This is a genomic window from Arenimonas fontis (genome assembly GCF_008386465.1).
GTDB classification, from domain to species: domain Bacteria; phylum Pseudomonadota; class Gammaproteobacteria; order Xanthomonadales; family Xanthomonadaceae; genus Arenimonas; species Arenimonas fontis.
Map to the genome: position 1 here is coordinate 1 of NZ_VUOD01000011.1, position 23,954 is coordinate 23,954.

21 protein-coding genes are annotated in these 23,954 nt (G+C 69.1%); 14 read left to right on the forward strand and 7 right to left on the reverse strand.

What is annotated here, in order from left to right; translation table 11 throughout:
• A partial coding sequence (locus tag F0415_RS11060) for a transposase (RefSeq protein ID WP_149860985.1) occupies positions 1-121 on the forward strand: 121 nt, incomplete at its 5' end.
• An 18-nt stretch (positions 122-139) separates the two neighbouring features.
• Here the strand turns inward: F0415_RS11060 and F0415_RS11065 are convergent.
• Positions 140-910 carry an ABC transporter permease gene (locus F0415_RS11065; protein ID WP_149861283.1) on the reverse strand — a complete coding sequence of 257 codons (771 nt, stop codon included), beginning with the start codon at positions 908-910 and terminating at the stop codon, positions 140-142.
• Positions 907-1,842: an ABC transporter ATP-binding protein gene (locus F0415_RS11070; protein WP_149861284.1), complete on the reverse strand. Its 936-nt coding sequence runs from the start codon at positions 1,840-1,842 to the stop codon at positions 907-909. Before F0415_RS11070 ends, F0415_RS11065 begins: the two co-directional genes overlap by 4 nt.
• Positions 1,843-1,968: 126 nt before the next feature.
• On the opposite strand from F0415_RS11070, the gene F0415_RS11075 reads away from it, so the two are divergent.
• The 4 genes from F0415_RS11075 to F0415_RS11090 all read left to right on the forward strand — a co-directional run bounded on the left by F0415_RS11075 (position 1,969) and on the right by F0415_RS11090 (position 6,235).
• Positions 1,969-2,721, forward strand: coding sequence for an FAD-binding oxidoreductase (locus F0415_RS11075; protein ID WP_281286604.1), 753 nt, complete (start codon positions 1,969-1,971; stop codon positions 2,719-2,721).
• Positions 2,722-2,880: 159 nt separating this feature from the next.
• Positions 2,881-4,332: an alpha/beta hydrolase gene (locus F0415_RS11080; protein ID WP_149861285.1), complete on the forward strand. Its 1,452-nt coding sequence runs from the start codon at positions 2,881-2,883 to the stop codon at positions 4,330-4,332.
• Positions 4,329-5,063 carry an ABC transporter ATP-binding protein gene (locus F0415_RS11085; protein WP_149861286.1) on the forward strand — a complete coding sequence of 245 codons (735 nt, stop codon included), beginning with the start codon at positions 4,329-4,331 and terminating at the stop codon, positions 5,061-5,063. The genes F0415_RS11080 and F0415_RS11085 overlap by 4 nt, the downstream gene beginning before the upstream one ends.
• Positions 5,060-6,235: an ABC transporter permease gene (locus F0415_RS11090; RefSeq protein WP_149861287.1), complete on the forward strand. Its 1,176-nt coding sequence runs from the start codon at positions 5,060-5,062 to the stop codon at positions 6,233-6,235. The genes F0415_RS11085 and F0415_RS11090 overlap by 4 nt, the downstream gene beginning before the upstream one ends.
• A 107-nt stretch (positions 6,236-6,342) precedes the next feature.
• On the opposite strand, the gene F0415_RS11095 is transcribed toward F0415_RS11090, so the two are convergent.
• The 5 genes from F0415_RS11095 to rpmH all read right to left on the reverse strand — a co-directional run bounded on the left by F0415_RS11095 (position 6,343) and on the right by rpmH (position 11,432).
• The gene (locus F0415_RS11095) at positions 6,343-7,347 is read right to left on the reverse strand and encodes an energy transducer TonB (protein ID WP_149861288.1); all 1,005 of its coding nucleotides are present in this window, start codon (positions 7,345-7,347) and stop codon (positions 6,343-6,345) included.
• Between the two features lie 160 nt (positions 7,348-7,507).
• Positions 7,508-8,836 (reverse strand): tRNA uridine-5-carboxymethylaminomethyl(34) synthesis GTPase MnmE, encoded by a 1,329-nt coding sequence (gene mnmE, locus F0415_RS11100; protein WP_149861289.1) that lies wholly within the window; start codon positions 8,834-8,836, stop codon positions 7,508-7,510.
• A 193-nt stretch (positions 8,837-9,029) separates the two neighbouring features.
• Positions 9,030-10,754, reverse strand: coding sequence for a membrane protein insertase YidC (gene yidC, locus F0415_RS11105; protein ID WP_149861290.1), 1,725 nt, complete (start codon positions 10,752-10,754; stop codon positions 9,030-9,032).
• 38 nt (positions 10,755-10,792) lie between these two features.
• Entirely contained in the window at positions 10,793-11,239 is a 447-nt protein-coding gene (gene rnpA, locus F0415_RS11110; protein ID WP_246149946.1) for a ribonuclease P protein component, read from the reverse strand.
• Positions 11,240-11,291: 52 nt separating this feature from the next.
• A complete protein-coding gene (rpmH, locus tag F0415_RS11115; protein ID WP_026817103.1) occupies positions 11,292-11,432 on the reverse strand; it encodes a 50S ribosomal protein L34 in 141 nt (46 codons plus the stop codon).
• A 177-nt stretch (positions 11,433-11,609) separates the two neighbouring features.
• Between rpmH and dnaA the strand changes: the two genes are divergently transcribed.
• The 9 genes from dnaA (at position 11,610) to F0415_RS11160 (ending at position 23,912) form a co-directional block, all read left to right on the forward strand.
• Positions 11,610-12,932 carry a chromosomal replication initiator protein DnaA gene (gene dnaA, locus F0415_RS11120; protein ID WP_149861291.1) on the forward strand — a complete coding sequence of 441 codons (1,323 nt, stop codon included), beginning with the start codon at positions 11,610-11,612 and terminating at the stop codon, positions 12,930-12,932.
• Positions 12,933-13,156: 224 nt separating this feature from the next.
• Positions 13,157-14,257, forward strand: coding sequence for a DNA polymerase III subunit beta (dnaN, locus tag F0415_RS11125; RefSeq protein WP_149861292.1), 1,101 nt, complete (start codon positions 13,157-13,159; stop codon positions 14,255-14,257).
• Positions 14,258-14,354: 97 nt separating this feature from the next.
• Entirely contained in the window at positions 14,355-15,437 is a 1,083-nt protein-coding gene (gene recF / locus F0415_RS11130) for a DNA replication/repair protein RecF (protein ID WP_149861293.1), read from the forward strand.
• 350 nt (positions 15,438-15,787) lie between these two features.
• Positions 15,788-18,241: a DNA topoisomerase (ATP-hydrolyzing) subunit B gene (gene gyrB, locus F0415_RS11135; RefSeq protein WP_149861294.1), complete on the forward strand. Its 2,454-nt coding sequence runs from the start codon at positions 15,788-15,790 to the stop codon at positions 18,239-18,241.
• Between the two features lie 85 nt (positions 18,242-18,326).
• Entirely contained in the window at positions 18,327-19,043 is a 717-nt protein-coding gene (locus tag F0415_RS11140; protein WP_149861295.1) for a CPBP family intramembrane glutamic endopeptidase, read from the forward strand.
• Positions 19,044-19,121: 78 nt separating this feature from the next.
• Positions 19,122-20,711 carry a UUP1 family membrane protein gene (locus F0415_RS11145; RefSeq protein WP_149861296.1) on the forward strand — a complete coding sequence of 530 codons (1,590 nt, stop codon included), beginning with the start codon at positions 19,122-19,124 and terminating at the stop codon, positions 20,709-20,711.
• Positions 20,712-20,714: 3 nt separating this feature from the next.
• A complete protein-coding gene (locus F0415_RS11150; RefSeq protein ID WP_149861297.1) occupies positions 20,715-21,686 on the forward strand; it encodes an alpha-L-glutamate ligase-like protein in 972 nt (323 codons plus the stop codon).
• 189 nt (positions 21,687-21,875) lie between these two features.
• On the forward strand, positions 21,876-23,138 hold the full coding sequence (locus tag F0415_RS11155) for a tetratricopeptide repeat protein (protein WP_149861298.1): 1,263 nt from the start codon (positions 21,876-21,878) through the stop codon (positions 23,136-23,138).
• A 114-nt stretch (positions 23,139-23,252) separates the two neighbouring features.
• Entirely contained in the window at positions 23,253-23,912 is a 660-nt protein-coding gene (locus F0415_RS11160; protein WP_149861299.1) for an energy transducer TonB, read from the forward strand.
• The last annotated feature ends 42 nt before the right edge of the window (positions 23,913-23,954 follow it).

The following is a 23,954-nucleotide window of genomic DNA, read 5'->3' on the forward strand; positions in this document are numbered from 1 at the left end:
AACCAATCTGGTCGAAGGCATCAACAACAAGATCAAGGTCATCAAGCGGGTGGCCTACGGCTACCGGGACGACGCCTACTTCTTCCTGAAGATCCGGGCGGCCTTCCCCGGACTTGGGTGAAGAACCAGAAAAATGGGGTCAGCTGCGCAGGCCGGTGCCTTTGGAGAGCAGGCGCAGGGCCAGGGCACCGAGGACCAGCACGAAAGCCAGCATCAGGGCATAGGCGGTGACTATCGGAACGTCGCTCTGGCCCAGCAGGCCGTAGCGGAAGGCGTTGACCATGTAGAAGATCGGGTTGAGGTGGGTCGCCGCCTCGGCCCAGGCCGGCAGCAGCTTCACCGAATAGAACACGCCGCCGAGGTAGGTCAGCGGGGTCAGGATGAAGGTCGGCACGATGGCGATGTCGTCGAACTTCTTGGCGTACACCGCGTTCACGAAGCCGGCCAGCGAGAAGATCACCGCGCCCAGCACCACCGTGCTCAGCGTCACCAGCGGGTGCGGCAGGCGCACGGTGGTGAACAGCATCGCGATGCCCAGCACGATCGCGCCGACCATCAGGCCGCGCAGCACGCCGCCGGCGACGTAGCCGCCGAGGATCACCCAGTTCGGCATCGGACTGACCAGCAGCTCCTCGACGTGGCGGCCGAACTTGGCGCCGAAGAAGCTGGAGCTGATGTTGCCGTAGGCGTTCTGGATCACCGACATCATCACCAGGCCGGGGACGATGAAGTCCATGTAGCCGATGCCGTCCATGGGCCCGATCCGCGAGCCGATCAGGCTGCCGAAGATCAGGAAGTACAGGGTCATGGTGATCGCCGGCGGCACCAGGGTCTGGCCCCAGATGCGCATGATCCGCGAGACCTCGCGGCGGGCGATGGTGTAGAGCGCGACCAGGTTCGGGTTGCTCATACCGCCACCTCCGGCTTGCCGGTCAGGCGCACGAACAGTTCCTCGAGCCGGTTCGACTTGGTGCGCATGCTGCGCACGCGGATGCCGGCCTCGGCCAGGCCGGCGAACACGCGGTTGAGATCCATCTCGCGCGGCATCTCCAGGTCCAGGGTGTGGTTGTCCGGCGCCGTCAGGCGCACGCCGGGAATGGCTGGCAGCATCGGCGGCAGCACGCCGTCGATGTCGAGCAGGAAGCCTTCGACATCGAGCTTGGCCAGCAGGCTGCGCATCGGCCCCTGCTCGATGATGCGGCCGTGGTCGATGATGGCGAGGTTGCGGCAGAGGCTCTCGGCCTCTTCCAGGTAGTGCGTGGTGAGGATGACGGTGGTGCCGGCGGCGTTCACCTCGCGCAGGGTCTTCCACATGCCGCGGCGGATCTCGATGTCGACGCCGGCGGTGGGCTCGTCGAGGATCAGCAGCTTCGGCCGGGTCATCATGGCGCGGGCGATCATCAGCCGGCGCTTCATGCCGCCCGAGAGCGTGCGCGACATCTTCGTCGCCTTGTCCCAGAGCTGGGCCCGGCGCAGTTCCTCCTCGGCGCGCGGCAGGGCCTCGCGGCGCGGGATGCCGTAGAAGCCGGCGTAGTTGACCAGGATGTCGAGCGGCTTCTCGAACATGTTGAAGTTGATTTCCTGCGGCACCAGGCCGATCAGCCGCATCGCTTCCGAGCGCCGCGCGTGCAGGTCGACGCCGAACACGCGGACATCGCCGGCCGTCTTGTTCACCAGCGAGCTGACGATGCCGATCAGGGTGGACTTGCCGGCGCCGTTCGGCCCGAGCAGGGCATAGAAGTCGCCCGGCTGGACCGTCAGCGAGACGCCCTTGAGCGCCTCGACGCCGTTGTCGTAGGTCTTGCGGAGATCGCGGATCTCCAGCGCGGCTTGTTCGCTCATGAGGTTCCTGTGGCCGCGGCGCGCCTGCGCCGGGAAGGGTCGGCCGGTATTATACGGAGCCCCTTGCCGCGGCCCCGGGCCGCCGTCCGGGACAGTCCATCCCATCCGCCTGCACCGGAGGCTCCTGTGGCCATCGTCCAGTTCCCGCTCCGCCTGGTGGGCAGCCGCATGCTCGCGCCGAGCGTGCGCCATCTGGTATTCGCCCGTGACGATGGCCAGCCGCTGGACTTCATCCCCGGACAGTTCATCCAGGTGCATTTCCAGTACCCGGACGGCACGCCGACCAAGCGCAGCTATTCCCTCGCCACCATCCACGACCATGCCCTGGGACCGGGCGAGGCGGTGGAGATCGCCGTCAGCTACGTGCCCGGCGGTGCCGCCACTGCCCTGTTCCAGGCCATGGACGAGGGCCAGCAGATCATGGCCAGCGGCCCCTACGGCCGCTTCTGCCTGATGCCGAACGACGCCAACCGGCGCTACCTGCTGGTCGCCACCGGCACCGGCGTCACCCCCTACCGCTCGATGCTGCCGAAGCTGGCCGAGCTGATGCGCACGCGCGACATCGAGGTGGTGGTGCTGTTCGGCTGCCGCAGTCCGGCCGAGCAGCTGTACGCCGGGGACTTCCTCGCCTTTGCCGAGAGTCACCCGGGTTTCCGCTACATCACCTGCTTCAGCCGGGAGATGCCGGCGGCGCCGCGTCCGGACGACCGTTCCGGCCACGTCCAGGACGTCCTGCCGGAACTGGCGCCCGACCCCGACGGCGACATCGCCTACCTGTGCGGCAACCCGAACATGGTGGACGCGGTGTTCGAGGCCTTGAAGGCGGCGGGACTGGCCGTGCCGCGCATCCGGCGCGAAAAGTACGTCTCCGGCAAATAGCGTGACGGCCGCCGCCGACGCCGGACGGCGTCCGTGTTCCCGCCTTCGGTCCCGGCCCGCCGGCTCCCGTCGCGCCCCGGCCCGTTCCGTCACATTCCTGCTTCCCGTCCGTCCCTTCTGTCATCCTGACGGCCTTGCGGCCACCGCTGAGGGAGTGTGATGAAGCGAATGCTGTTGTCGCTGGTTCTGACAGCCGGCCTGGTCCCGGCGACGGGACAAGCGCGAGCCTGGGGCAGCCTGGAATTCACCACGTGCGAGCTGGGCCAGCCCGGTTCCGCAGTCACGGTCCAGGCCGAATGCGCCCGCCTGGAGGTCCCGGAGAATCCGGATCGACCGGACGGCCGGAAGATCAGTCTCAAGGTGGCCATGCTGGCCGCCCGCGCCGCCGAGCCGGCTGCCGACCCGGTGATCTTCCTTGCCGGCGGTCCGGGCCAGGCCGCCACCGAAACCTTTCCGGCCATGGCCGCTTCGCTGTCGCGCCTGCGCGACCGGCGGCATCTGCTGTTCATGGACCAACGCGGCACCGGCGGCTCGCATCCGCTGGCCTGTCCGTTCCCGGACGAGCTCGCCGGCGACCTGCCGCCGGAACGCCTGGTGGCCCTGGCCCGCGACTGCCTGGCCGAGCTCGATGCCGACGTGGCGCAATACACCACCAGCGTCGCCGTGCGTGACATCGAGTCGCTGCGGCAGGCCCTGGGCGCACCGGCACTGAACGTCTACGGCGGTTCCTACGGCACCCGGGTCGCGCAGCAGTACGCGCGTCAGTTCCCTGACGCGGTGCGCAGCCTGATCCTGGACGGTATCGTGCCTCCGGACCTGGCCCTGGGTGCCGAGCACGCGCTGAACCTGGACGCCGCGCTCGAACCGATGCTGGCGGCCTGCGCGCGGCAACCGGCCTGTGCCGAGGCCTTCGGCCAGCCCTACCGCCGCCTCTACACGCTGCGCGACCGCGCCCGGGCGACGCCGGAAACGGTGCGCATCCGCGATCCGCTGAGCCACCGTCCGCGCGAGCTGCGCCTGGACGGGGCCACGGTGGCGATCGTGGCCAGGCTGTTCGCCTATGCGCCGGAAACCGCCGCCCTGCTGCCGCTGCTGGTGGACGAGGCCCTGCAGGGCCGGCCGGAGTCGCTGCTGGCCCAGGCGGTGATGGTGATGGATTCGCTGACCGGCCAGATCAACCACGGCATGCAGCTGTCGGTGACCTGCGCCGAGGACGCGCCGCGGCTACAGCGCAAGGGCGGGGACGAACAGCGCCTGCTGGGCAATGCGCTGGTGGAGGTGCTGCTGCAGCAGTGCAGCGTCTGGCCCAGGGGACCGGTGGCGCCCGGCTTCGCCGAACCCCTGCGCAGTGACGTTCCAGCCCTGCTGCTGTCGGGCGAGTTCGACCCGGTGACCCCGCCGCGCTACGGCGAACGCGTGGCCGAGACCCTGCCACGGTCGCGGCACCTGATCGGCAAGGGCCAGGGCCACATCCTGCTGGCCCGCGGCTGCACCGCGCGGCTGGCCGCCGAGTTCCTCGATTCGCTGGACCCGCAGGGCCTGGACGCGAGCTGCCTGGACGTGCTCGGCGCCAGCCCCTTCTTCACCAGCTACAACGGAGCCGAGCCATGATCGAGGTACGCGACCTGCACAAGGCCTTCGGCAAGGTGAAGGCGGTGGACGGCGTCGGTTTCCGCGCCGAGGACGGCCGCATCACCGGCCTGCTGGGTCCCAACGGCGCCGGCAAGACCACCACCCTGCGCATGCTCTACACCCTGATGCGTCCGGACCGCGGCCAGGTGCTGGTGGACGGCATGGACGCCGGCACCGACCCCGAGGCGGTACGCCGGCGCCTGGGCGTGCTGCCGGACGCACGCGGCCTGTACAAGCGCCTGAGCAGCCGGGAGAACATTCGCTACTTCGGCCGCCTGCACGGTCTGGACGAGGCCACCATCGCCGCCCGCACAGACGCGCTCGCCGCCGCCCTGGACATGGGCGACATCATCGACCGCCGCACCGAAGGCTTTTCCCAGGGCCAGCGGGTGAAGACGGCGATCGCCCGGGCCCTGGTGCACGACCCGCGCAACGTCATCCTGGACGAGCCGACCAACGGCCTGGACGTGATGGCCACGCGGGCGATGCGCCGCTTCCTGCGCCAGTTGCGCGACGAGGGTCGCTGCGTGCTGTTCTCCAGCCACATCATGCAGGAGGTGGCGGCGCTCTGCGACCACATCGTGATCATCGCCCGCGGCCGGGTCGTGGCCGAAGGCAGCGCCGACGAGCTGCGCGCGCAGACCGGCGAGGACAACCTCGAAGACGCCTTCGTCAAGGCGATCGGCAGTGAAGAAGGACTGATGGCATGAACGCCGGCCTGACCGTGTTCCTGAAGGAGGTCGTGGAGAACCTGCGCGACCGCAAGACCGTGATGAATGCCCTGGTGATGGGTCCGCTGCTGGGACCGGTCCTGTTCGCCTTCCTGATGGGCTTCATGATCAGCAAGCAGCTCGACAACGCCGAGAAGCCCTTGCAGGTGCCCGTGGCCGGCGCCGAGCATGCGCCCAACCTGGTTGCCTGGCTGCGCCGCCAGGGCGTGGACGTGCAGGACGCGCCGGCCGATCCGGAGGCGACGATCCGTGGACGCCAGGCCAGGGTGGTGCTGCGCATCCCGGCCGATTACGGCGCGTACTGGCGCCAGGGCCGCACCGCCCAGGTCGAAGTCCTGCACGACAGTTCGGACCAGGAAGCGCGCGCCCCGCATTCGCGGCTGGTATCGCTGCTGGAGGCATACGGTCGCCAGCAGTCGGCCCTGCGGATTTCGGCCCGCGGCCTTCACCCGGCCATTCTCCAGCCGCTGGCGGTGGCCAGCCGCGACCTGGCCAGCAGGCAGCAGCGGGCCGGACAACTGCTGGCCTTCCTGCCCTACCTGCTCGTCCTCGGTTCCTTCCTCGGGGGCATGTACCTGGCCATCGACACCACCGCCGGCGAACGCGAACGGCAGTCGCTGGAGCCGCTGCTGGCCAATCCGGCCAGCCGCGCCCAGATCGTGCTGGGCAAGCTCGGCGCCACCTTCGCCTTCGCCATGGCCAGCATGATGCTGAGCCTGGTGGTGTTCGGCATCGCCTTCCGGTACATCCCGCTGGACCGGCTGGGCATGAAAGTGGAGTTCGGCGCCTCGCTGGTGCTGAGTGCCGGTCTGCTGATGGTGCCGCTGGTGATCTGCTTCGCCGCCCTGCAGACCGTGGTGGCGGCCTACGCGCGCAGCTACCGCGAGGCGCAGACCTACCTGTCGTTGCTGATGCTGCTGCCGATGATCCCGTCGGTGGTGTTGATGGTCTCGCCGATGCGGCCGGAGGACTGGAATTCGGCGGTGCCCCTGCTTTCGCAGAACCTGCTGGTGATGGCCCTGGCCCGCGGCGAGGAGATCGGCCTGCTGCGCTACGGCCTCAGCTTCGGCGCCACCCTGGCCCTGGCCACCCTGCTGGTCTGGCTGGCGGTGCGCATCTACCACCGCGAACAGCTGGCCGTGTCGGCCTGAGCCCGCTTGCGCCGGCGGGCCGCGGCGCCCGGCACGGTGGCGGGTGAAGAAGCAAAAAGCCCGGCGGATCACCGCCGGGCTTCCCGTCCCTTTGCTTGTCGCCTTCCTTACGGCCGGAAGACGAAGGTGCGCGAGATCGTGACCTGCTCGTCCAGCGGCTCGAAGCGCCAGTCGCGAACCGTCTGCAGCACCTCGCGGTCGAAGACGCCGCGCGGCTGGGCGGCAACGATCCGCACGTCGGCGACGCTGCCGTCGGTGGCGATCACGATCTCCACCGTCACTTCGCCGGATTCGCGGGAGCGATAGGCCGCGCGGGGATAGGCCGGCTGCGGCGTGCGCACCGGGATCGGCGTCGTGCGACGGGGCCGGGTCGGTTCCGCGGGAGTCTGGGCGGTCGGCTGGGCCGGGGTCGGCGTCGTCGGCGCCGGGGTGGCGGGGGCCGGCGTGGCCGGCTGCGGCGCCGGGGTGGCGGGCTGCTCCGGCTGGGCGGCGGCGGCCCGCGCGGCTTCCTCCGCGGCGCGCTGGGCGGCCAGCTCCTGCTCGCGCTGGCGCTGCGCCTCGCGGGCCGCTTCCTGGGCGGCGCGCTCGACCACCGCGGCCTGGCCCTTGGCGATCGAGTCGCGGATGCGCGGCAGGGCCGGTGCCTGGGGATCGGTGCGCTCGATCAGGGCACGAAGGCGCTCGGCCTCGGTGAAATCCTCGCGGCCGATGGCCTGTTCGGCGGCGATGATGGCGTAGGGCATCAGGTCGATCAGGGCGCTTTCGGCCGAGGCATCCGGCTTGTCGCTGCGTTTGCGCAGGGCCAGGTAGTACTCCATGGCGTTGTCGCCGGCCGGCGCGTAAAGACGCTGTTCGCGCAGGGCCTGGCCGCCGCGTTCACGCAGCTCCTCCACCGACAGGGCGGCGAGGGCGGCCTCGGCCTCGGCGGCGGCCTGCTCGGCGGCGATCTGCTCGGCACTGGGGCCGGCGGGTTCGGCCGGGGCGGGCGCCTCGGCACCGGTAGTGGCGGCAGGTTCGGACGGTTCGTCCGTCGAGCAGGCGGCCAGGCCCAGGGCGAGGGCCAGGGCCAGCGTCCAGCGCAGGGAGCTGGCGGAGGCGGCGGATGCGGTCATCGGATTTCCCCTGAAAGCTGCAAGAGCATGACGTTCAGCACATAAGAGTTTGGCCGCATTGTCAAGGCCAGCACGTTTCGCGGTGGGCCCTGGCCACGGGCGGAAGCGGGAAAGGTGACGCAGATCGCGGTTTCCGCTGCCCCACCGGCGCCAGGGCCGCCTACTTGCCGATGCAGAAGCTGGAGAAGATCCGTCCCAGTAGCGCGTCGGCATCCACCCGGCCGGTGATCCCGCCCAGCGCCTCCTGGGCCAGGCGCAGTTCCTCGGCGGCCAGTTCGCCGGCCCCTTCCGCCAGCCGGGCCGCCGCGGCCTCGAGCCGCTCGGCGGTGTCGGCCAGAGCCTCCAGATGCCGGGCCCGGGCGCTGAAGACACCTTCGCTGCCTTCGCCCAGGCCGGCAGCTTCGCGCAGCGCCATTCGCAGCAGCTCCAAGCCGGCGCCGGTGCGGGCCGAGAGCCAGAGGTGCCGGCCGTCGGCGCGGTCTTCGGCATGGGGCGGAGCGCCGCTGAGATCGCATTTGTTGTGCAGCCACAGCACCGGCACGCCCGCCGGCAGGCCGGTCGGCGGCTGCGGCGCGCGGTCGTCCAGCACCGCCAGTATCCGATCGGCCCGCCCGAGTTCGGCGCGGGCGCGGCGGATGCCCTCGGCCTCGACCGGATCGGGCGAATCGCGCAGGCCGGCGGTGTCCACCAGGGTCAGTTCGATACCGTCCAGGCGCAGCCGCTCGCGCAACAGGTCGCGGGTGGTGCCGGCGATGTCGGTGACGATGGCGCGATCCTCTCCGGCCAGGGCATTGAGCAGGGAAGACTTGCCGGCGTTGGGCGCGCCGACGATGACCACGTGCAGGCCATCCACCAGGCGCTTGCCGCGCTCGGCCGCGACCCGCAATGCGGCCAGGCCCTCGCGCACCGTCTGCAGGCGCCGGCGCAGTTCCGGCGCGGCCAGAAAGTCGATCTCCTCTTCCGGGAAATCCAGCGCCGCTTCGAGCCAGGTGCGCAGCGCGGTCAGATCCTCGGCGACTGCGTGCACCCGCTGCGAGAACTCGCCTTCGAGGGAGCGCCGGGCGGCGCGGGCCGCGGCTTCGGACGAGGCATTGATCAGGTCGGCGACCGCTTCGGCCTGCGCCAGGTCCAGCCGGCCTTCCAGGAAGGCGCGCTCGGTGAATTCGCCGGGGCGGGCCTGCCGCGCGCCCAGCTCGAGGCAGCGCGCCAGCAGCGCCGCGAGCAGCACCGGGCTGCCATGGCCCTGCAGCTCCAGCACTTCCTCGCCGGTGTAGGAATGCGGTGCCGGAAACCAGATCAGCAGGCCATCGTCGATCAGCTCGCCGCCGGCCTCGCGGAAGCGCGCGTAGTGGGCGTGACGCGGCCTGGGCGGGCGGCCCAGCAAGGTCCGCGCGATCTCCGGTGCCCGCGGCCCGGACACCCGCACCACACCGATGCCGGCGGCGCCGGCGGCGGTGGCGATGGCGGCGATGGTGTCCCGCTGGCTCATCGGGTCCTGCTGGATAAGGATTCAGGCGCGGATTTACGCGGATGGACGCGGATAAAGCAATTCGAGTTCAGGCCGGGAGGTGCTTCCGCGCATCGCCGGGATGAGTGGGGTGCGGAGCCGGAGAGATAAAGAGGGCGGCCTGGGCCGCCCTCTTTTCCGGAACGCTTCATCCGCGTTGATCCGCGTCAGGAACCTATTTGACCGCCGCCGGTGCGGTCTTGTCGCCGTGGCGCTTGGTGATGACCCACTGCTGCAGCAGGCCGAGGATGCCGTTGGTGCACCAGTACAGGACCAGGCCGGAGGGAAAGAAGGCCATCAACACGCCGAAGGCGATCGGCATGAAGGTCATGATCTTCTTCTGCATCGGGTCCATGCCCGGTGTCGGCGTCATCTTCTGGGTCAGGTACATGACCGCCAGATTGATCGCCGGCAGGATGAAATAGGGGTCGGGCGCGGTCAGGTTCTGGATCCAGCCGATCCAGGGCGCCTGGCGCATCTCGACGCTCTCCAGCAGCATCCAGTACAGCGCGATGAACACCGGAATGGTGACCAGGATCGGCAGGCAGCCGGCGGCGGGGTTCACTTTCTCCTTCTTGTACAGCTCCATCACCGCCATCTGGAACTTCTGCCGGTCGTCACCGTAGCGCTCCTTGAGGGCCTCGATGCGCGGCTGGATCGCCCGCATCCGGGCGAAGCTCTGGTACTGCTTGGCCGACAACGGGTACAGGATCAGCTTGATGATCAGCACCGTCAGGATGATGGCCCAGCCCCAGTTGCCGGTCAGCGCGTGCAGCGGCTTGAGCACGAAGTCGAACATCGGCTGGGCCAGGAAGGTGAACACGCCGTAGTCCAGGGTCAGCTTCAGGCCCTCGGCCACGTCCTGCATCTGCGCCTGCAGCTTCGGGCCCACCCACAGCGTCGCCTCGCGGGTGGCGCTGGCGCCCGGCGCCAGCTCGAAAGGCGCGCCGACGCTGCGTACCAGGTAGCGGGTCTGGCCGTTGCCCAGGGTCGCCAGCGAGAAGCGCTGTGGTTCGCTCTTGTCCGGAACCCAGACCAGGGCGAAGTGATGTTGCAGCATGGAGATCCAGCCACCGGTGACGTCCTTGTTCAGCGGCCCGTCCTCGACGAAATCCGCGAAGGTCCGCTTCTCGAACTTGTCCTCCGGGCTGTACCAAGCGGCGCCGACGAAGCTGTAGGCCTCGGGATTGGTGAAGCTGAAACCGCCACCGCGCTCCGGCGGGGCGACCCGCTGCAGCTGCTGGTAGCCGTAGCCGCGCCAGACGGCCTCTCCCTGGTTGCGGATCTCCTGGCGGACGGTGATCGCGTAGCTGCCGCGCTCGAGCACCAGAACCTTGCGCACGCCGAGGCCGCCGGGGTCGGTCCAGACCAGGGGGACCTCGAGCCGGTCCTGGCCCTCGGCAAGTTCGTAGCGGCCACGGCCATCTTCGGTCCGGAACATCGCTTCATGGCTGGGTGCCGCGCCGGCGCTGGCCACCAGGCCGGACTGCGCCACCGAGAAGTCGGCCGCATCCAGGTCGAGCAGGCGAACCTTGCGCTCCGGCCGGTCCTTGTCCACCGGGTAGGCCAGCAAGTCGGCGCCGACCACGCTGCCGCCCCGCAGGTCCACGCGCAGGTCCAGCACGTCGGTGCGTACCGTCAGCAGGCGGGCGGGTTCGGCCGGGTCCGCGGACGCGGCCGGCGCAGTGCCCGACAGGGCCGGCGCTGCCGGCACCGCCGTCGCCTGCGGGACGGAACCGTCACCGGCGGGCACGGCCCCGTCCCCGGGAAGCGGCTCGGCGCCGGCCTGGGCGTCCGGGCCGGTCGGGGGGACGGGCGCCGGCGCCTGGGTCCATTGCAGATACAGCATGGCGCCGACGAGCAGCCAGGCGACGAGAAGGAAGGTGCGGGTCTGGTTCATGGGCAGGCGGCGATCGCCGGCGGGGCGCCGGGTACGCGTCAGGACTCGGGCGGATTCGTGGCTGGGCGCGCGGACGCGTCCGGGAAGGGCGGCATTGTGCCGCCCGCGGCCGGGGCCTTCAATGACCGGGCACGTTGCAGCAGACCCGCCAGTTGCTCGCGCAGCGCCGACAGGGGCTGGGCGGCGGCGCCCGGCTGGGCGACCAGGACGTAGTCGCCGGCGGGCAGACCGGCCCGCTCCTGCCGGAACAGCTCGCGCGCCAGGCGCTTGATGCGGTTGCGGACGACCGCCCGCTTGTCCACTTTCCGCGACACCGCGATTCCGAGCCGGGGCTCGCCGGGCTCGGAGCGAAGGCGGACGATCAGGCGGAGTTGCGGGCTGGACAGCCGCTTGCCTTGCTTGAAGGCCGCCTGGAAGTCGGCGGCAGCGCGCAGGCGCGCGCGCGGCGGGAAGGAGCGAGAAATGTCGGGCGCCTGCGGAGCCAAGGCCGGATCCGATGCCCGTGCGGCCACCGCCGGCCGGGCCGGCGGCGACGGGTCAGACGGCGAGGCGGGCGCGGCCCTTGGCACGGCGACGGGCGAGGATCTTGCGGCCGTCGGCGGTCTTCATGCGGGCGCGGAAGCCGTGGTCGCGCTTGCGCTTGAGGTTGCTGGGCTGGTACGTGCGCTTGGTGGCCATGATGGCACCCCGGTAGGCGGAATGGGCGGAAAAGACGCGGGACTATAGCGGCCGGGCCTTTTTGCGTCAAGGCGAAGCGGCGTGGCATCCGGCCTCGGCCGGCGCTAGACTGCGCCACCCCGATCACTTATCCACAGCGGCGCCCCGGTGCCGCGCCGCAGGAATTTTCCCCACGACATGGATGCTGCCTGGCCCCGCTGCCTGGAACGACTGGAGGCCGAACTGCCGGCCGACGAGGTGCACACCTGGTTGCGGCCGCTGCAGGCGGAGGTCCGCCCGGACGGCGTCACCCTGTACGCGCCCAACGAGTTCGTGGTGGACCGGGTGCGTCAGCATTACCTGGCGCGGATCCGCGAACTGATCGCCCATTTCACCGGCCAGCCGGCCGCCGTGGGTCTGGCGGTGGGCTCGGCCGGCCGCTCCGAGCCGCAACCCGCGGCGGCGTCCCCGCGGCCGGCCGCGCCGACGCCGGCGGCACCTTTCCAGGGCAACCTGGATCCGCACTACACCTTCGAGAATTTCGTCGAGGGTCGCAGCAACCAGCTGGCGCGCGCCGCGGCGCTACAGGTGGCGCAGGCGCCGGCCCGATACAACCCGCTGCTGCTGTACGGCGGTTCGGGCCTGGGCAAGACCCACCTGATGCATGCCGCCGGCAACCTGATGCGGCGGAACAATCCCGGCATGCGGGTGCTGTACCTGCGCTCGGAGCAGTTCTTCAGCGCCATGATGAAGGCGCTGCAGGAAAAGACCATGGACCAGTTCAAGCGCCAGTTCCACGAGGTGGACGCGCTGCTGATCGACGACATCCAGTTCTTTGCCGGCAAGAACACCACCCAGGAGGAGTTCTTCCACACCTTCAATGCGCTGTTCGACGGCAAGCAGCAGATCATCCTGACCTGCGACCGCTATCCGCGCGAGGTGGAGAACCTGGAGACCCGGCTCAAGACCCGCCTGACCTGGGGTTTGAGCGCCGCCATCGAGCCGCCCGACTTCGAGACCCGGGTTGCCATCCTCAGCACCAAGGCCGCCGAACGCGGCGTGCGCCTGCCCGAGGAGGTGGCTTACCTGATCGCCAAGCGCATGCGCTCGAACGTGCGCGACCTGGAAGGAGCGCTCAACACCCTGGCGGCCCGCGCCAACTTCATGGCCCGGGCCATCGACGCCGATTTCGCCCTGGAGACCCTGCGCGACCTGTTGCGGGCCCAGCAACAGGCGGTCTCCATAAGCAACATCCAGAAGACCGTGGCAGACTACTACCAGCTGCGCATGGCGGACCTGCTGTCCAAGCGCCGGACCCGTTCCCTGGCCCGGCCGCGGCAGATGGCGATGGCCCTGTCCAAGGAACTGACCGAGCACAGCCTGCCGGAGATCGGCGATGCTTTCGGGGGGCGCGACCACACCACCGTCATGCACGCCTGCAAGGTGATCCGCGAACTGCGCGAGACCGACGGCAAGCTGCGCGAGGACTGGGACAAGCTGCTGCGCAAGTTGAGCGAATGAGGCGCTGCCGGGAAACCTCGGGGCGACCTGTGGACAAGCTGGGGGAGGATTCCGGGGCCGGATTCTGTCCACAGCTTTTCCCGAACGGTCCGGGGTCCGGCCCACAGCCGCGACGCCCAGAAAAGATAAGCAAAAACAAGAGGTTGCATGTGTTATCCGGCATTTTTGCCGGCTCCACCGCCACCACGTTCTGATATATCCACCCTAGGAGCTTGGGGAACCGCATGCGTTTCAGCCTGACGCGAGAAGTCCTTCTCAAACCCCTGCAGCAGGTCGTCAACGTGGTCGAACGGCGCCAGACGTTGCCGGTGCTGGCCAACCTGCTGGTCAATGTCGAACGCGGTCGCCTGTCCATGACCGGCACCGATCTGGAAGTCGAGATGGTGGCCCGGTCCGAGGTCGAGGACGGCCAGGACGGCGAGACCACCATTCCGGCCCGCAAGCTGTTCGAGATCGTGCGGGCCCTGCCCGACGGCAGCCGGGTCACGGTCAGCCAGTCCGGCGAGAAGGTGACGGTGCAGGCCGGTCGCAGCCGCTTTACCCTGGCCACCCTGCCCGGCAAGGACTTCCCGGCGGTGGAAGACCTGGAGCTGGTGGAGCGTATCCGTGTTCCCGAGGCGGCGCTCAAGGAGCTGATCGAGCGGACCGCCTTCGCGATGGCCCAGCAGGACGTCCGCTATTACCTCAACGGGCTGTTGCTCGACCTGCGCGAAAGCTCGCTGCGTTGCGTGGCCACCGATGGCCATCGCCTGGCCCTGTGTGAAGCGCCATTGCCGGCAGGGGCCCAGACCCGCAAGCAGATCATCCTGCCGCGCAAGGGCGTGCTGGAGCTGCAGCGGTTGCTGGAGGGTGGAGACCGGGAGGTCGAGCTCGAGGTGGGCCGCAACCACCTGCGCATGCGCCGGGAGGACGTCACCTTCACTTCCAAACTGATCGAGGGCAAGTTCCCGGATTACGATGCGGTGATTCCGATCGGCGCGGACAAGGAAGTGAAGGTGGATCGGGAAGCGCTGCGGGCCGCCCTGCAGCGCGCCGCGATCCTGTCCAACGAGAAGTACCGGGGCGTCAAGCTGGAGATCAGCCCTGGCCAGTTGCGTATCGTGGCGCACAATCCCGAGCAGGAGGAAGCGCAGGAAGAGGTCGAGGCCGAGACCCGGGTGGACGGCCTGTCCATAGGCTTCAACGTGACCTACCTGCTGGACGCCCTGAGTGCGTTGCGGGAAGAGTCGGTGCTACTGAACCTGCGGGACGCCAATTCCTCGGCCCTGGTCCGCGAGGCCAGCCACGACCGCAGCCGGCACGTGGTGATGCCGCTGCGGCTGTGAGCCGTGGGTTCGCCCACCCTGCCCGCCGCCCGGCCCATGCCGGGCGGTGTCGTTTTGTGGGACTGGAAGGGGCTGGCCGGGGTCCGGGAGTAGGCCCATGCGGTTGAATCTGCTGCGGGTCCGCAATCTGCGCTGCCTGGTAGAGGCGGAACTGGCGCCGGCCCCGGGCCTGAATCTCCTGACTGGCGGGAACGGGGCCGGAAAGACCAGCCTGATCGAGGCCGTGCATTTGCTGGGGTATGGCCGCTCCTTCCGTGGCCGTGTCCGCGACGGGCTGGTCCGCGGCGGCCAGACGGCACTGGAGTTGTTCGCCGAGTGGCAGGACGGCCAGGGCCGCCGCCGAAGGGTCGGCCTGCGCCATACCGGCCAGGAGTGGGAAGCCCGCCTGGACGGGGCCCCGGCCCCCAGTCTGACCGAGCTGTGTGCCGAGCTGGCGGTGGTGACCTTCGAACCCGGCAGCCACGAGCTGCTTGCCGGCGGCGGCGAACACCGGCGACGTTTCCTGGACTGGGCCTTGTTCCACGTGGAACCGGAGTTTCTCCCGGTCTGGCGACGTTACGCGCGGGCGCTCAAACAGCGCAATGCCCTGCTCAAGCGGCAGCCGGTCGCCGCCGCCCTCGAGCCCTGGGACCAGGAACTGGCCCAGGCCGGGGAGATATTGAGCCGGCTGAGAAGTGCCTATCTGGCGCGGCTGGAACCGGTGCTGGCCTCGACGGCGGAGGAGTTCCTGGCCGAGCTGGGTCGCCCGGGCCTGCGCTTCCAGCCGGGTTGGCGCCGGGAGGAGCAGAGTCTGGCTGATGCGCTGCTGTTGAGCCGGGAGCGGGATCTGGCGCTGGGCTACACCAGTCTGGGCCCGCACCGGGCGGACTGGCGGGTGGAGTACCCGGCCCTGCCCGGCCGGGAGGCCCTGTCACGGGGCCAGGAAAAGCTGACCGCCCTGGCCTGCGTCCTGGCTCAGGCCAGGGCCTTTGCCGCCGACCGGGGCGAGTGGCCCCTGGTCTGCCTGGACGATCTCGCCTCCGAGCTGGATCGGGTGCATCTGGCGCGCGCGCTCACGTCGCTGGTGGGGTCCGGGGCGCAGATACTGCTGACCGCCACCGAGATGCCCGATCTCCTGGCCGGGCCACTGGCGCCACAAGCACGGTTCCACGTGGAACAGGGGGTGCCGCGGCCCCTCTGAAGCCTCCGGACCCGGGTTGGGTCATCGCCGGGGAAGGGCTGGGCGGAAACAGGGTCCGCCAACCAGGCGGAACCGGGCCCGACGGAATCCCCACCCAAGGCCGGCCACCCGCCTGAGGTGCCGTGCCTGCTCCGGCAGGCTAGTTCGCCCGGCCGGGGTCACGCGGCCGTCGCGGGCATCCCGGTGGCCTGGTCCGGCCGATCGGGCTCGCGTGAGGGCCCCATCGGCGGTCCTGCCGCCTGCCTTGTACGCTGCCCGCAAGGTATACTCGCGCACTCATTATTGATAAGCGCGCTGCGGCTCCTCCGGGGACGCGGCCGCGGCCAGGATTCCCGCGAGACTGCCCTTCGATGACCGACGCCCCGACCCCGCAGAGCCCCGGCAGCACCAACTACGACTCCAGCAAGATCACCGTCCTGCGCGGCCTGGAAGCCGTACGCAAGCGCCCCGGCATGTACATCGGCGACGTGCACGACGGCACCGGCCTGCACCACATGGTGTTCGAGGTGGTGGACAACGCCATTGACGAGGCCCTGGCCGGATACTGCGACCACGTCGTGGTCACCCTGCATGCCGACGGGTCCTGCTCGGTGGCCGACAACGGCCGCGGCATCCCGGTGGACATCCACAAGGAGGAAGGGCGTTCGGCGGCCGAGGTCATCCTCACGGTGCTGCATGCCGGCGGCAAGTTCGACGACAACAGCTACAAGGTGTCCGGTGGCCTGCACGGCGTTGGCGTGTCGGTGGTGAACGCGCTCAGCAGCCGCCTGTGGCTGGACATCTGGCGTGACGGCCAGCACCACCAGCAGGAGTACGCCCTCGGCGAGCCGGTCTACCCTCTCAAGGCCGTGGGCCCCTCCGGCAACCGGCGCGGAACCACCCTGCGTTTCCTGCCCAGCGCGGACATCTTCACCGATACCGAGTTCCACTACGACATCCTGGCCAAGCGCCTGCGCGAACTGAGCTTCCTGAACTCCGGGGTGCGCATCGAGCTGGTGGACGAGCGCGAGGAGGGCAAGCACGACGTCTTCCAGTACGAAGGTGGCATCCGCAGCTTCGTGGAACACCTGGCGACGCTGAAAACGCCCCTGCACCCCACGGTAATCTCAGCCATGGGTGAGAAAGACGGCATTTCCGTGGAGATGGCGGTGCAGTGGACCGACGCCTACCAGGAAACCATGTTCTGTTTCACCAACAACATCCCGCAGAAGGACGGCGGCACGCATCTGCAGGGCTTCCGCGCCGCGCTGACGCGCACCCTCACCACCTACATCGAACAGAACGGCATCGCCCGCCAGGCCAGGATCAACCTCAGCGGCGACGACATGCGCGAGGGCATGATCGCGGTGCTGTCGGTCAAGGTGCCCGACCCCAGCTTCAGCTCGCAGACCAAGGAAAAGCTGGTCAGTTCCGAAGTGCGCCCGGCCGTGGAGGCGGTGGTGGCGGCCAAGCTGGAGGAGTTCCTGCAGGAGCGTCCGAATGAAGCGCGCGCCATTGCCGGCAAGATCGTCGATGCTGCCCGAGCCCGCGAGGCCGCGCGCAAGGCCCGCGACCTGACCCGGCGCAAGGGCGCGCTCGACATCGCCGGCCTGCCCGGCAAGCTGGCCGACTGCCAGGAGAAGGATCCGGCCCAGAGCGAGCTGTTCATCGTCGAGGGTGACTCGGCCGGCGGCTCGGCCAAGCAGGGCCGCAATCGCCGCAACCAGGCGGTGCTGCCGCTGCGCGGCAAGATCCTCAACGTCGAGCGCGCGCGCTTCGACCGCATGCTCTCCAGCGCGGAGGTCGGCACCCTGATCACGGCGCTCGGCACTGGCATCGGCAAGGACGAGTACAACCCGGACAAGCTGCGCTACCACCGCATCATCATCATGACCGACGCGGACGTGGACGGCTCGCACATCCGCACCCTGTTGCTGACCTTCTTCTACCGGCAGATGCCCGAGCTGATCGAACGCGGCCACGTCTACATCGGCCTGCCACCGCTGTACAAGCTCAAGCAGGGCAAGAACGAGATCTACCTGAAGGACGACGCGGCCCTGAACGCCTACCTGGCCAACTCGGCGGTGGAAAACGCCGAGCTGGTGCCGGGCGAAGGCCTGCCGGGCATCTCCGGTCCCGCCCTGGAGAAGTTGCTGCTGGCCTACCTCGGGGCGCGCGACACTGCGCGGCGCTTCGCCCACCGTGTCGACACCGCGGTGCTGGAGGCGATGCTGGAAATGCCGCCGCTCAGCGCCGAGCAGTTCGCCGCGCCGGCGCAACTGGCGCCCTGGTGCCGGCAGCTGGAGTCGCGGCTGAACGCCACCGGTCTGGGCCGTGCCCGTTACCGTTTCGACATCCAGGCCGCCGATGAGGAGCGCGGCCTGCCGGCCGCCTTGCTGGCACACCGTCAGCAGCACGGCCTGACGGCCACCCAGGTGGTGCCGGCTTCCCAGCTGCTGGGTGGTGAACTGCGCGCCGTCACCGAAGTGGCCGGCCAGCTCGATGGCCTGCTGCAGGCCGGTGCCGAAATCCGCCGGGGCGGCCGCAGCCAGCCGGTGTCCAGCTTCCGCCAAGTGCAGGAATGGCTGATGGAAGAGGCCAAGAAGGGTCGCACCATCCAGCGGTTCAAGGGCCTGGGCGAGATGAACCCCGACCAGCTGTGGGAAACCACGGTCAATCCGGAAACCCGGCGCCTGCTGCGGGTGCGGATCGAAGACGCCGTCGCCGCCGACCAGATCTTCTCTACCCTGATGGGCGACGTGGTCGAACCACGCCGCGAGTTCATCGAGGACAATGCGCTGAGGGTGGCCAACCTCGATGTCTGAGGCCGGAACGGGCGTAGCCCCGCCGCCATTGCCGTCGCCTCCGTCCGACGCGGCGGCCGGTCCGGTCTCGCCATCGCTGGCGGTGATGGCGACGATCGATTTCTGCCTGGCCATCGGCGCGATGCTGGGCCTGGCCTTCCTGTTCGTATTGCCGGTGGCCGTGCTGGCGATGGCGGAGGCGGGAACGGAGGCCGTGCGCGCCGCCGGTGCGGAGGCGGTGATGGCCGGCTGGCTGACCGAAATGGTGACAGCGGCGGTCCTGGCCAGCCTTTGCGCCGCCGTGCTGGTGTGGCTGATCAGGCGCCGGACCCTGGCAGGACATCTGCCGGCCATGCCAGGCGCGCGGGCCGCCCTCGTGGCAGTGGCGGGCGGCCTGGCGGTACAGGCCTTCGCCATCGGCGTCGGGCTGCTTGGCCAGCAAGTCGGCGGCGAGGTTCAACCCAGCAATGCGCTGCCACTGGCCGAGCTCGCCCAACGAAGCCCGTGGCTGGCCTGGCTGCTGGTGGTGGCGGTGGCCCCGCTGGCCGAGGAGTTGCTGTTCCGGCACGTGCTGCTGCGCCGCTTCGCCCTGGCCGGGCGCGCCGGCCTGGGCCTGGCCATCACCTCCCTGGGTTTCGCCGCCCTGCACGAGCCCTGGCCCGGTGCGGCAGGCGTAACGGCATGGTTGAGCACGGTGATGGTCTATGTCGCCATGGGCCTGGGGTTCGGCCTGGTGTACGTGCGAACCGGCCGCTTCTGGGCCGCCGTGCTGGCCCACGCCGTCTGCAACCTGGCCGCATTGCTGGCCATGACGTATTCCTGAGTTCGGGCCGGGCGGTACACTTTGCCGGCGCCGCACGGCGCCCGCCGGCATGAAGCCGGAACGCGAACCGGACAGGCCATGAGCAAACGACATCTCTATCTGTTGGCCCTGGCCATCATCGTGGCCGCGCTGGCGGCCATGCACTACAAGTGGAACACCCTGCGTTTCCCGGTCGTGCCGGACGCGAAGGTGCAGGTGTGGACCGTGCAGGCGCACGTGGAATACCAGCCGCGCCGCGCCGCCAACACCGTGACCCTTCAGCTGCCCTGGCACACGCCTGGCTGGATCGTGCTGGACGAGCGTTTCGTCGCCCGCAACTACTCCAAGCTCGAGGAACGCAACGCCCAGGGCCGGGAAGTGCAATGGGCGATCCGGCGCGCGCTCGGCGAGCAGGACCTGTACTACCGCGCCACCATCGTCCGCTCGGAACTGCGCGACGAGGACCGGCTGGATTTCGAGCCGGCGATCCCGCCGCCGCCGGAGCTGGAAGAGCCCTACGCCACGGCAGCCCAGACCCTGCTCGACCAGGTTCGCGAACGGTCCTCGAACACGGTCACCTTCGCCCGCGAACTGCTGCGCCGCCTGGGCGAAACCGAGCCGAGCGAGGAGGTGGCGTTGCTGCGTGAGCGGTTCGGCCAGGACGACAGCGCCCGCACCGCCTTCGTGGTGCAACTGCTGGCGATCCGCAACATCCCGGCCCGCATGGTGCATGGCATGCACCTGCCGGAACAGGCCTCGGAACAGGACGGCCGCCTTCTCAGCTGGCTGCTGGTGCACGACGGCCTGGCCTGGCACATGCTGGATCCGCGCACGGCGGCCGAAGGCATGCCGCGCGACCTGTTCGTCTGGAGCACCTCGGGCAAGCCGGTCCTGGTGATCGACGGCGAACCGCCGGCGACCCTGCAGTTCAGCGTGGCGCGCAACCTGGCCGACGCCATGGCCACGGCCGAGCGCCGACTGGAAGTGCGCGATGCCAACCTGGTGCGCTACTCGCTGCTCAGCCTGCCCCTGCAGGCGCAGCAGACCTACCAGGTGCTGCTGATGGTGCCGGTGGGCGCCTTCATCATGCTGATCCTGCGCAACCTGGTCGGGGTGAAGACCTACGGCACCTTCATGCCGGTGCTGGTGGCCCTGGCCTTTCGCGAAACCGCACTGGTGGCAGGCATCGTGCTGTTCGTGCTGGTGGTCGGCACCGGCCTGCTGGTGCGCTTCTACCTCGAGCGCCTGCGGCTGCTGCTGGTGCCGCGGCTGACCGCGATCCTGATCGTGGTGGTGCTGTTGATGGCGGCGGTCAGCGTCTTGTCCAACCGGCTGGCCATCGAAGTCGGGCTGAGCGTGGCACTGTTTCCGATGGTCATCATGGCCATGACCATCGAGCGGATGTCGGTGGCCTGGGACGAGCGCGGCGGCGCCACCGCCATCCGCGAGGGCATCGGTACCCTGGTGGTGGCCGCGGTGGCCTACGTGGTGATGAGCTGGCAGCCGCTGGAGCACTTCGTGTTCGTCTACCCGGAGGTGCTGCTGGTGCTGTTCGCCCTGTCGCTGGTGCTAGGCCGCTACTCCGGCTACCGGCTGAGCGAGCTGGTGCGGTTCCGGGCCCTGGCCGGCGAACCGGACCCGATCGCCCCGCCGCCGGAGAAGCCGGCGGCGCCGGACGCCAGGGCCTGAGCCATGGCCTGGTTCAATCCCTTCCGGGTCGCCAGGCGGCTGCGCCAGATCGGCCTGATCGGCATCGGCGAACGCAACGCCCACTACGTGCTGATGCACAACCCGCGCAAGTTCTACCCGCGGGTGGATGACAAGCTGCTGACCAAGAAGCTGGCGCTCAAGGCCGGCTTGCCGGTGCCCGACCTGTACGCGGTCGTGCGCGAAGAGCACGAGATCGCCGAACTGCACGACAAGCTGGCCTGTCGCGACAGTTTCGTGGTCAAGCCCGCGCATGGTTCCGGCGGCGACGGCATCCTGGTAATCACCGGCCGGCGCGGCGACAAGTACCGGCGCGCGTCCGGCACCCTGATGAGCCGGGAGGAATTCGAGCACCATCTGTCCAACGGCCTGTCGGGACTGTATTCACTGGGTGGCCAGCCGGATCACCTGATCGTCGAGTACTGCGTGCAGTTCGACCCGATCTTCGATCGGGTCAGCTACAAGGGCGTGCCGGACATCCGCATCATCGTTTTCCTCGGTTATCCGGTGATGGCGATGATCCGTCTGCCGACCCGCATGTCCGACGGCAAGGCCAACCTGCACCAGGGCGCCATCGGCGTCGGCATCGACATCCCCAGCGGCCGGACCAAACGCGGCGTCTGGGGCACCGAAGTCATCCGCGAGCACCCCGATACCGAACAGAGCATCGTCGGCCTGGAGATCCCGCAGTGGCCGCGCCTGCTGGAAATGGCCGCCCGTTGTCACGAACTGTCAGGACTGGGCTACGTCGGCGTGGACTTCGTGCTGGACAGGGAGCGCGGCCCCCTGATCCTCGAGCTCAACGCCCGGCCCGGCCTGGCCATCCAGATCGCCAACGGCAATGGCCTGGGGCATCGCCTGCGCAAGATCGAAGCGCTGCGCGACGCTGGCCGGCTGTCCCGCGATCCGGTCGAGCGGGTTGCCTTCGCGCGCGCCAACTTCCCGACTACCGGCTGAACGGCGCCCGCCTCTTAACGCGGTTTTAAGACCGTGGGCGCACGGTCACGCCATTCTTCGGACGCCAAAGAGCCCCTATACGGCGGCGGACGGTCGAACCGGCCAAAGCCGGCTTGAGCCGGCGGCGAAATCCCGTTTACCCTAGCCGGCCCCGGCCGCGTTCAGGCGCGGCAGCAAGGAGTATCACCCATGAAGGCATTGCAGCATCTCAAGCTGGTCGCAGTCGCGTTCCTGGTCGCGGCCCTGGCCGTCACCGACGCCGACGCCCGCCGGGAGAAAAAGCAGGAGGCGTCCGTCGACTTCCCGAACGCCACCCGCGTGGACCCGAAGCCGGACAGCAGCCCGCGCCTGGCCAAGGACATGCAGCGCATGAACGATGCCTATGGCGACGGAGACATGGAGAAGGTGCTGCAGATGGCCGGACAGGTGCTGGCCAGCAGTAGGGCCAAGCCGTACGACATCGCCGTGGCGCACATGTTTTCCGGTTTTGCCGCTTACGATCTCGGCCAGGTCGATCTGGCCATCGAGCACATGACCAAGGCGATCGATACGAACGCCCTGCCCAACAACAACCACTTCAGCACCATGCACACCCTGGCGTCGATCTACGCCCAGGAGGAGCAATACGACAAATCGATCGAGTACCTGGATCGCTACATCGCCGAAACCAGGACCGACAAGGCCGACGTCTATGCCCTGAAGGGGCAGATCCACTACAACAGTGAGCAGTACCCGCAGGCAGTGGAGGCCATCAAGCAGGCGATGCAACTGCAGAAGCAGAACCAGCCGGCCAGCTGGCAACAGATCCTGATGGCCTCGTACCACGAGATGGGCGATGACAACGCGGCCCTGGCCCTGGCAGAGCAACTGTACCGGGACAGCCCCGAAGACAAGCAGGTCGTGCTCAACCTGGTCACCATCTACAGCCAGCTCGACCAGAGCGACAAGGCCATCGCCCTGATGGAGCAGGCCCGGGCCAAGGGGATGCTCACCGAGCAGCGTGACTATGAGGTTCTCTATTCCGCCTACCTGAACACCGATGGCGGCGAAGCCAAGGCGGCCGAGGTCATCAAGGAAGGCCTCGACAAGGGACTGCTCCCCGGTGACGCCCGGACCTACACCTATCTTGGGCAGGCGTATTACTTCAGCGACCAGGTGAGTCCGGCCATCGAGGCTTTCCGCAAGGCCGCCGCCGCGGCCGCCGACGGCGAGCCGGGCCTGTATCTGTCGCAGATCCTCAGCAACGAAGACCGGCAGCCGGAGGCCAAGGCAGCAGCCCAGGCCGCACTGGCCAAGGGCCTCAGGAAACCCGGCGAGGCCTGGATGATCGTCGGTCGGGCCGAGTTCTACATGGACAACCTTCCCGCGGCCCGTGCGGCCTACCAGGAGGCCATGAAGGATCCGGCGACCCGGGAACAGGCCAGGAAGGCGCTGGCCCAGATAAGCCGCTGATTGCGGGCGTTTGGTAAACGAAAAGCCTCTGGTATAAGCTAGCAAGTTCCCGCCGGGCCCCGGCGGGCCGCGGCCACGATGCCGCCAGAACGAACGAACCGAGCCGCCACCTGCATGACGGACACGATACACAACTATCAAGACAAGCCCCAGGGCATCAGCTGGGCGCGCATCGGCGGCAACGCGTTTGCCATTGCCCTGCATGCCGTCGTGTTCATGGCGATGATGGCGCCGGTGAACCCGCCCGGTAAGGAAGGGCCCAAGGAAGAGGTGACGCTGGTCAGCTTCATCGAGCCGCCGCCGCCGCCGCCGCCGCCGCCGCCGCCGCCGCCCGAGCCGCCGAAGGTCCTGCAGAAGATCATCGAGCAGCCGCGCCCGACGCCGGTGCCGCCGCCGCCGGAGGAGCCGCCGGTGGTGTTCGACGAGCCCAGCCCGATCGACATCGAGGCGCCGCCGCCGGCGCCGCCGGCGCCGCCGGCGCCGCCAGCCGATTTCGCGCCATCGGAAGACATCAGCGGGCGTGCGATGTTCCCGCCGCGTTATCCGCCGCAGGAACTGCGCCGCGGCATCGGCGGCCGGGTTGTGCTGCGCGTGACCATCGACGCCAACGGCAATGTGCTCAACGTCACGATCGAGCGCTCCAGCCGCAACCGCAATCTGGACCGTTCGGCCATGGACGCCGCGCGGCGCTGGAAGTTCAACCCCGGCATGCGCAACGGTCAGAAGGTGGGGGGTGACGTCCTCGTGCCTGTCGACTTCATTCCACCGCGTTAAAGCTCCAAGACCACTCCCAACGGTTCACTACCCTAGAAAGGC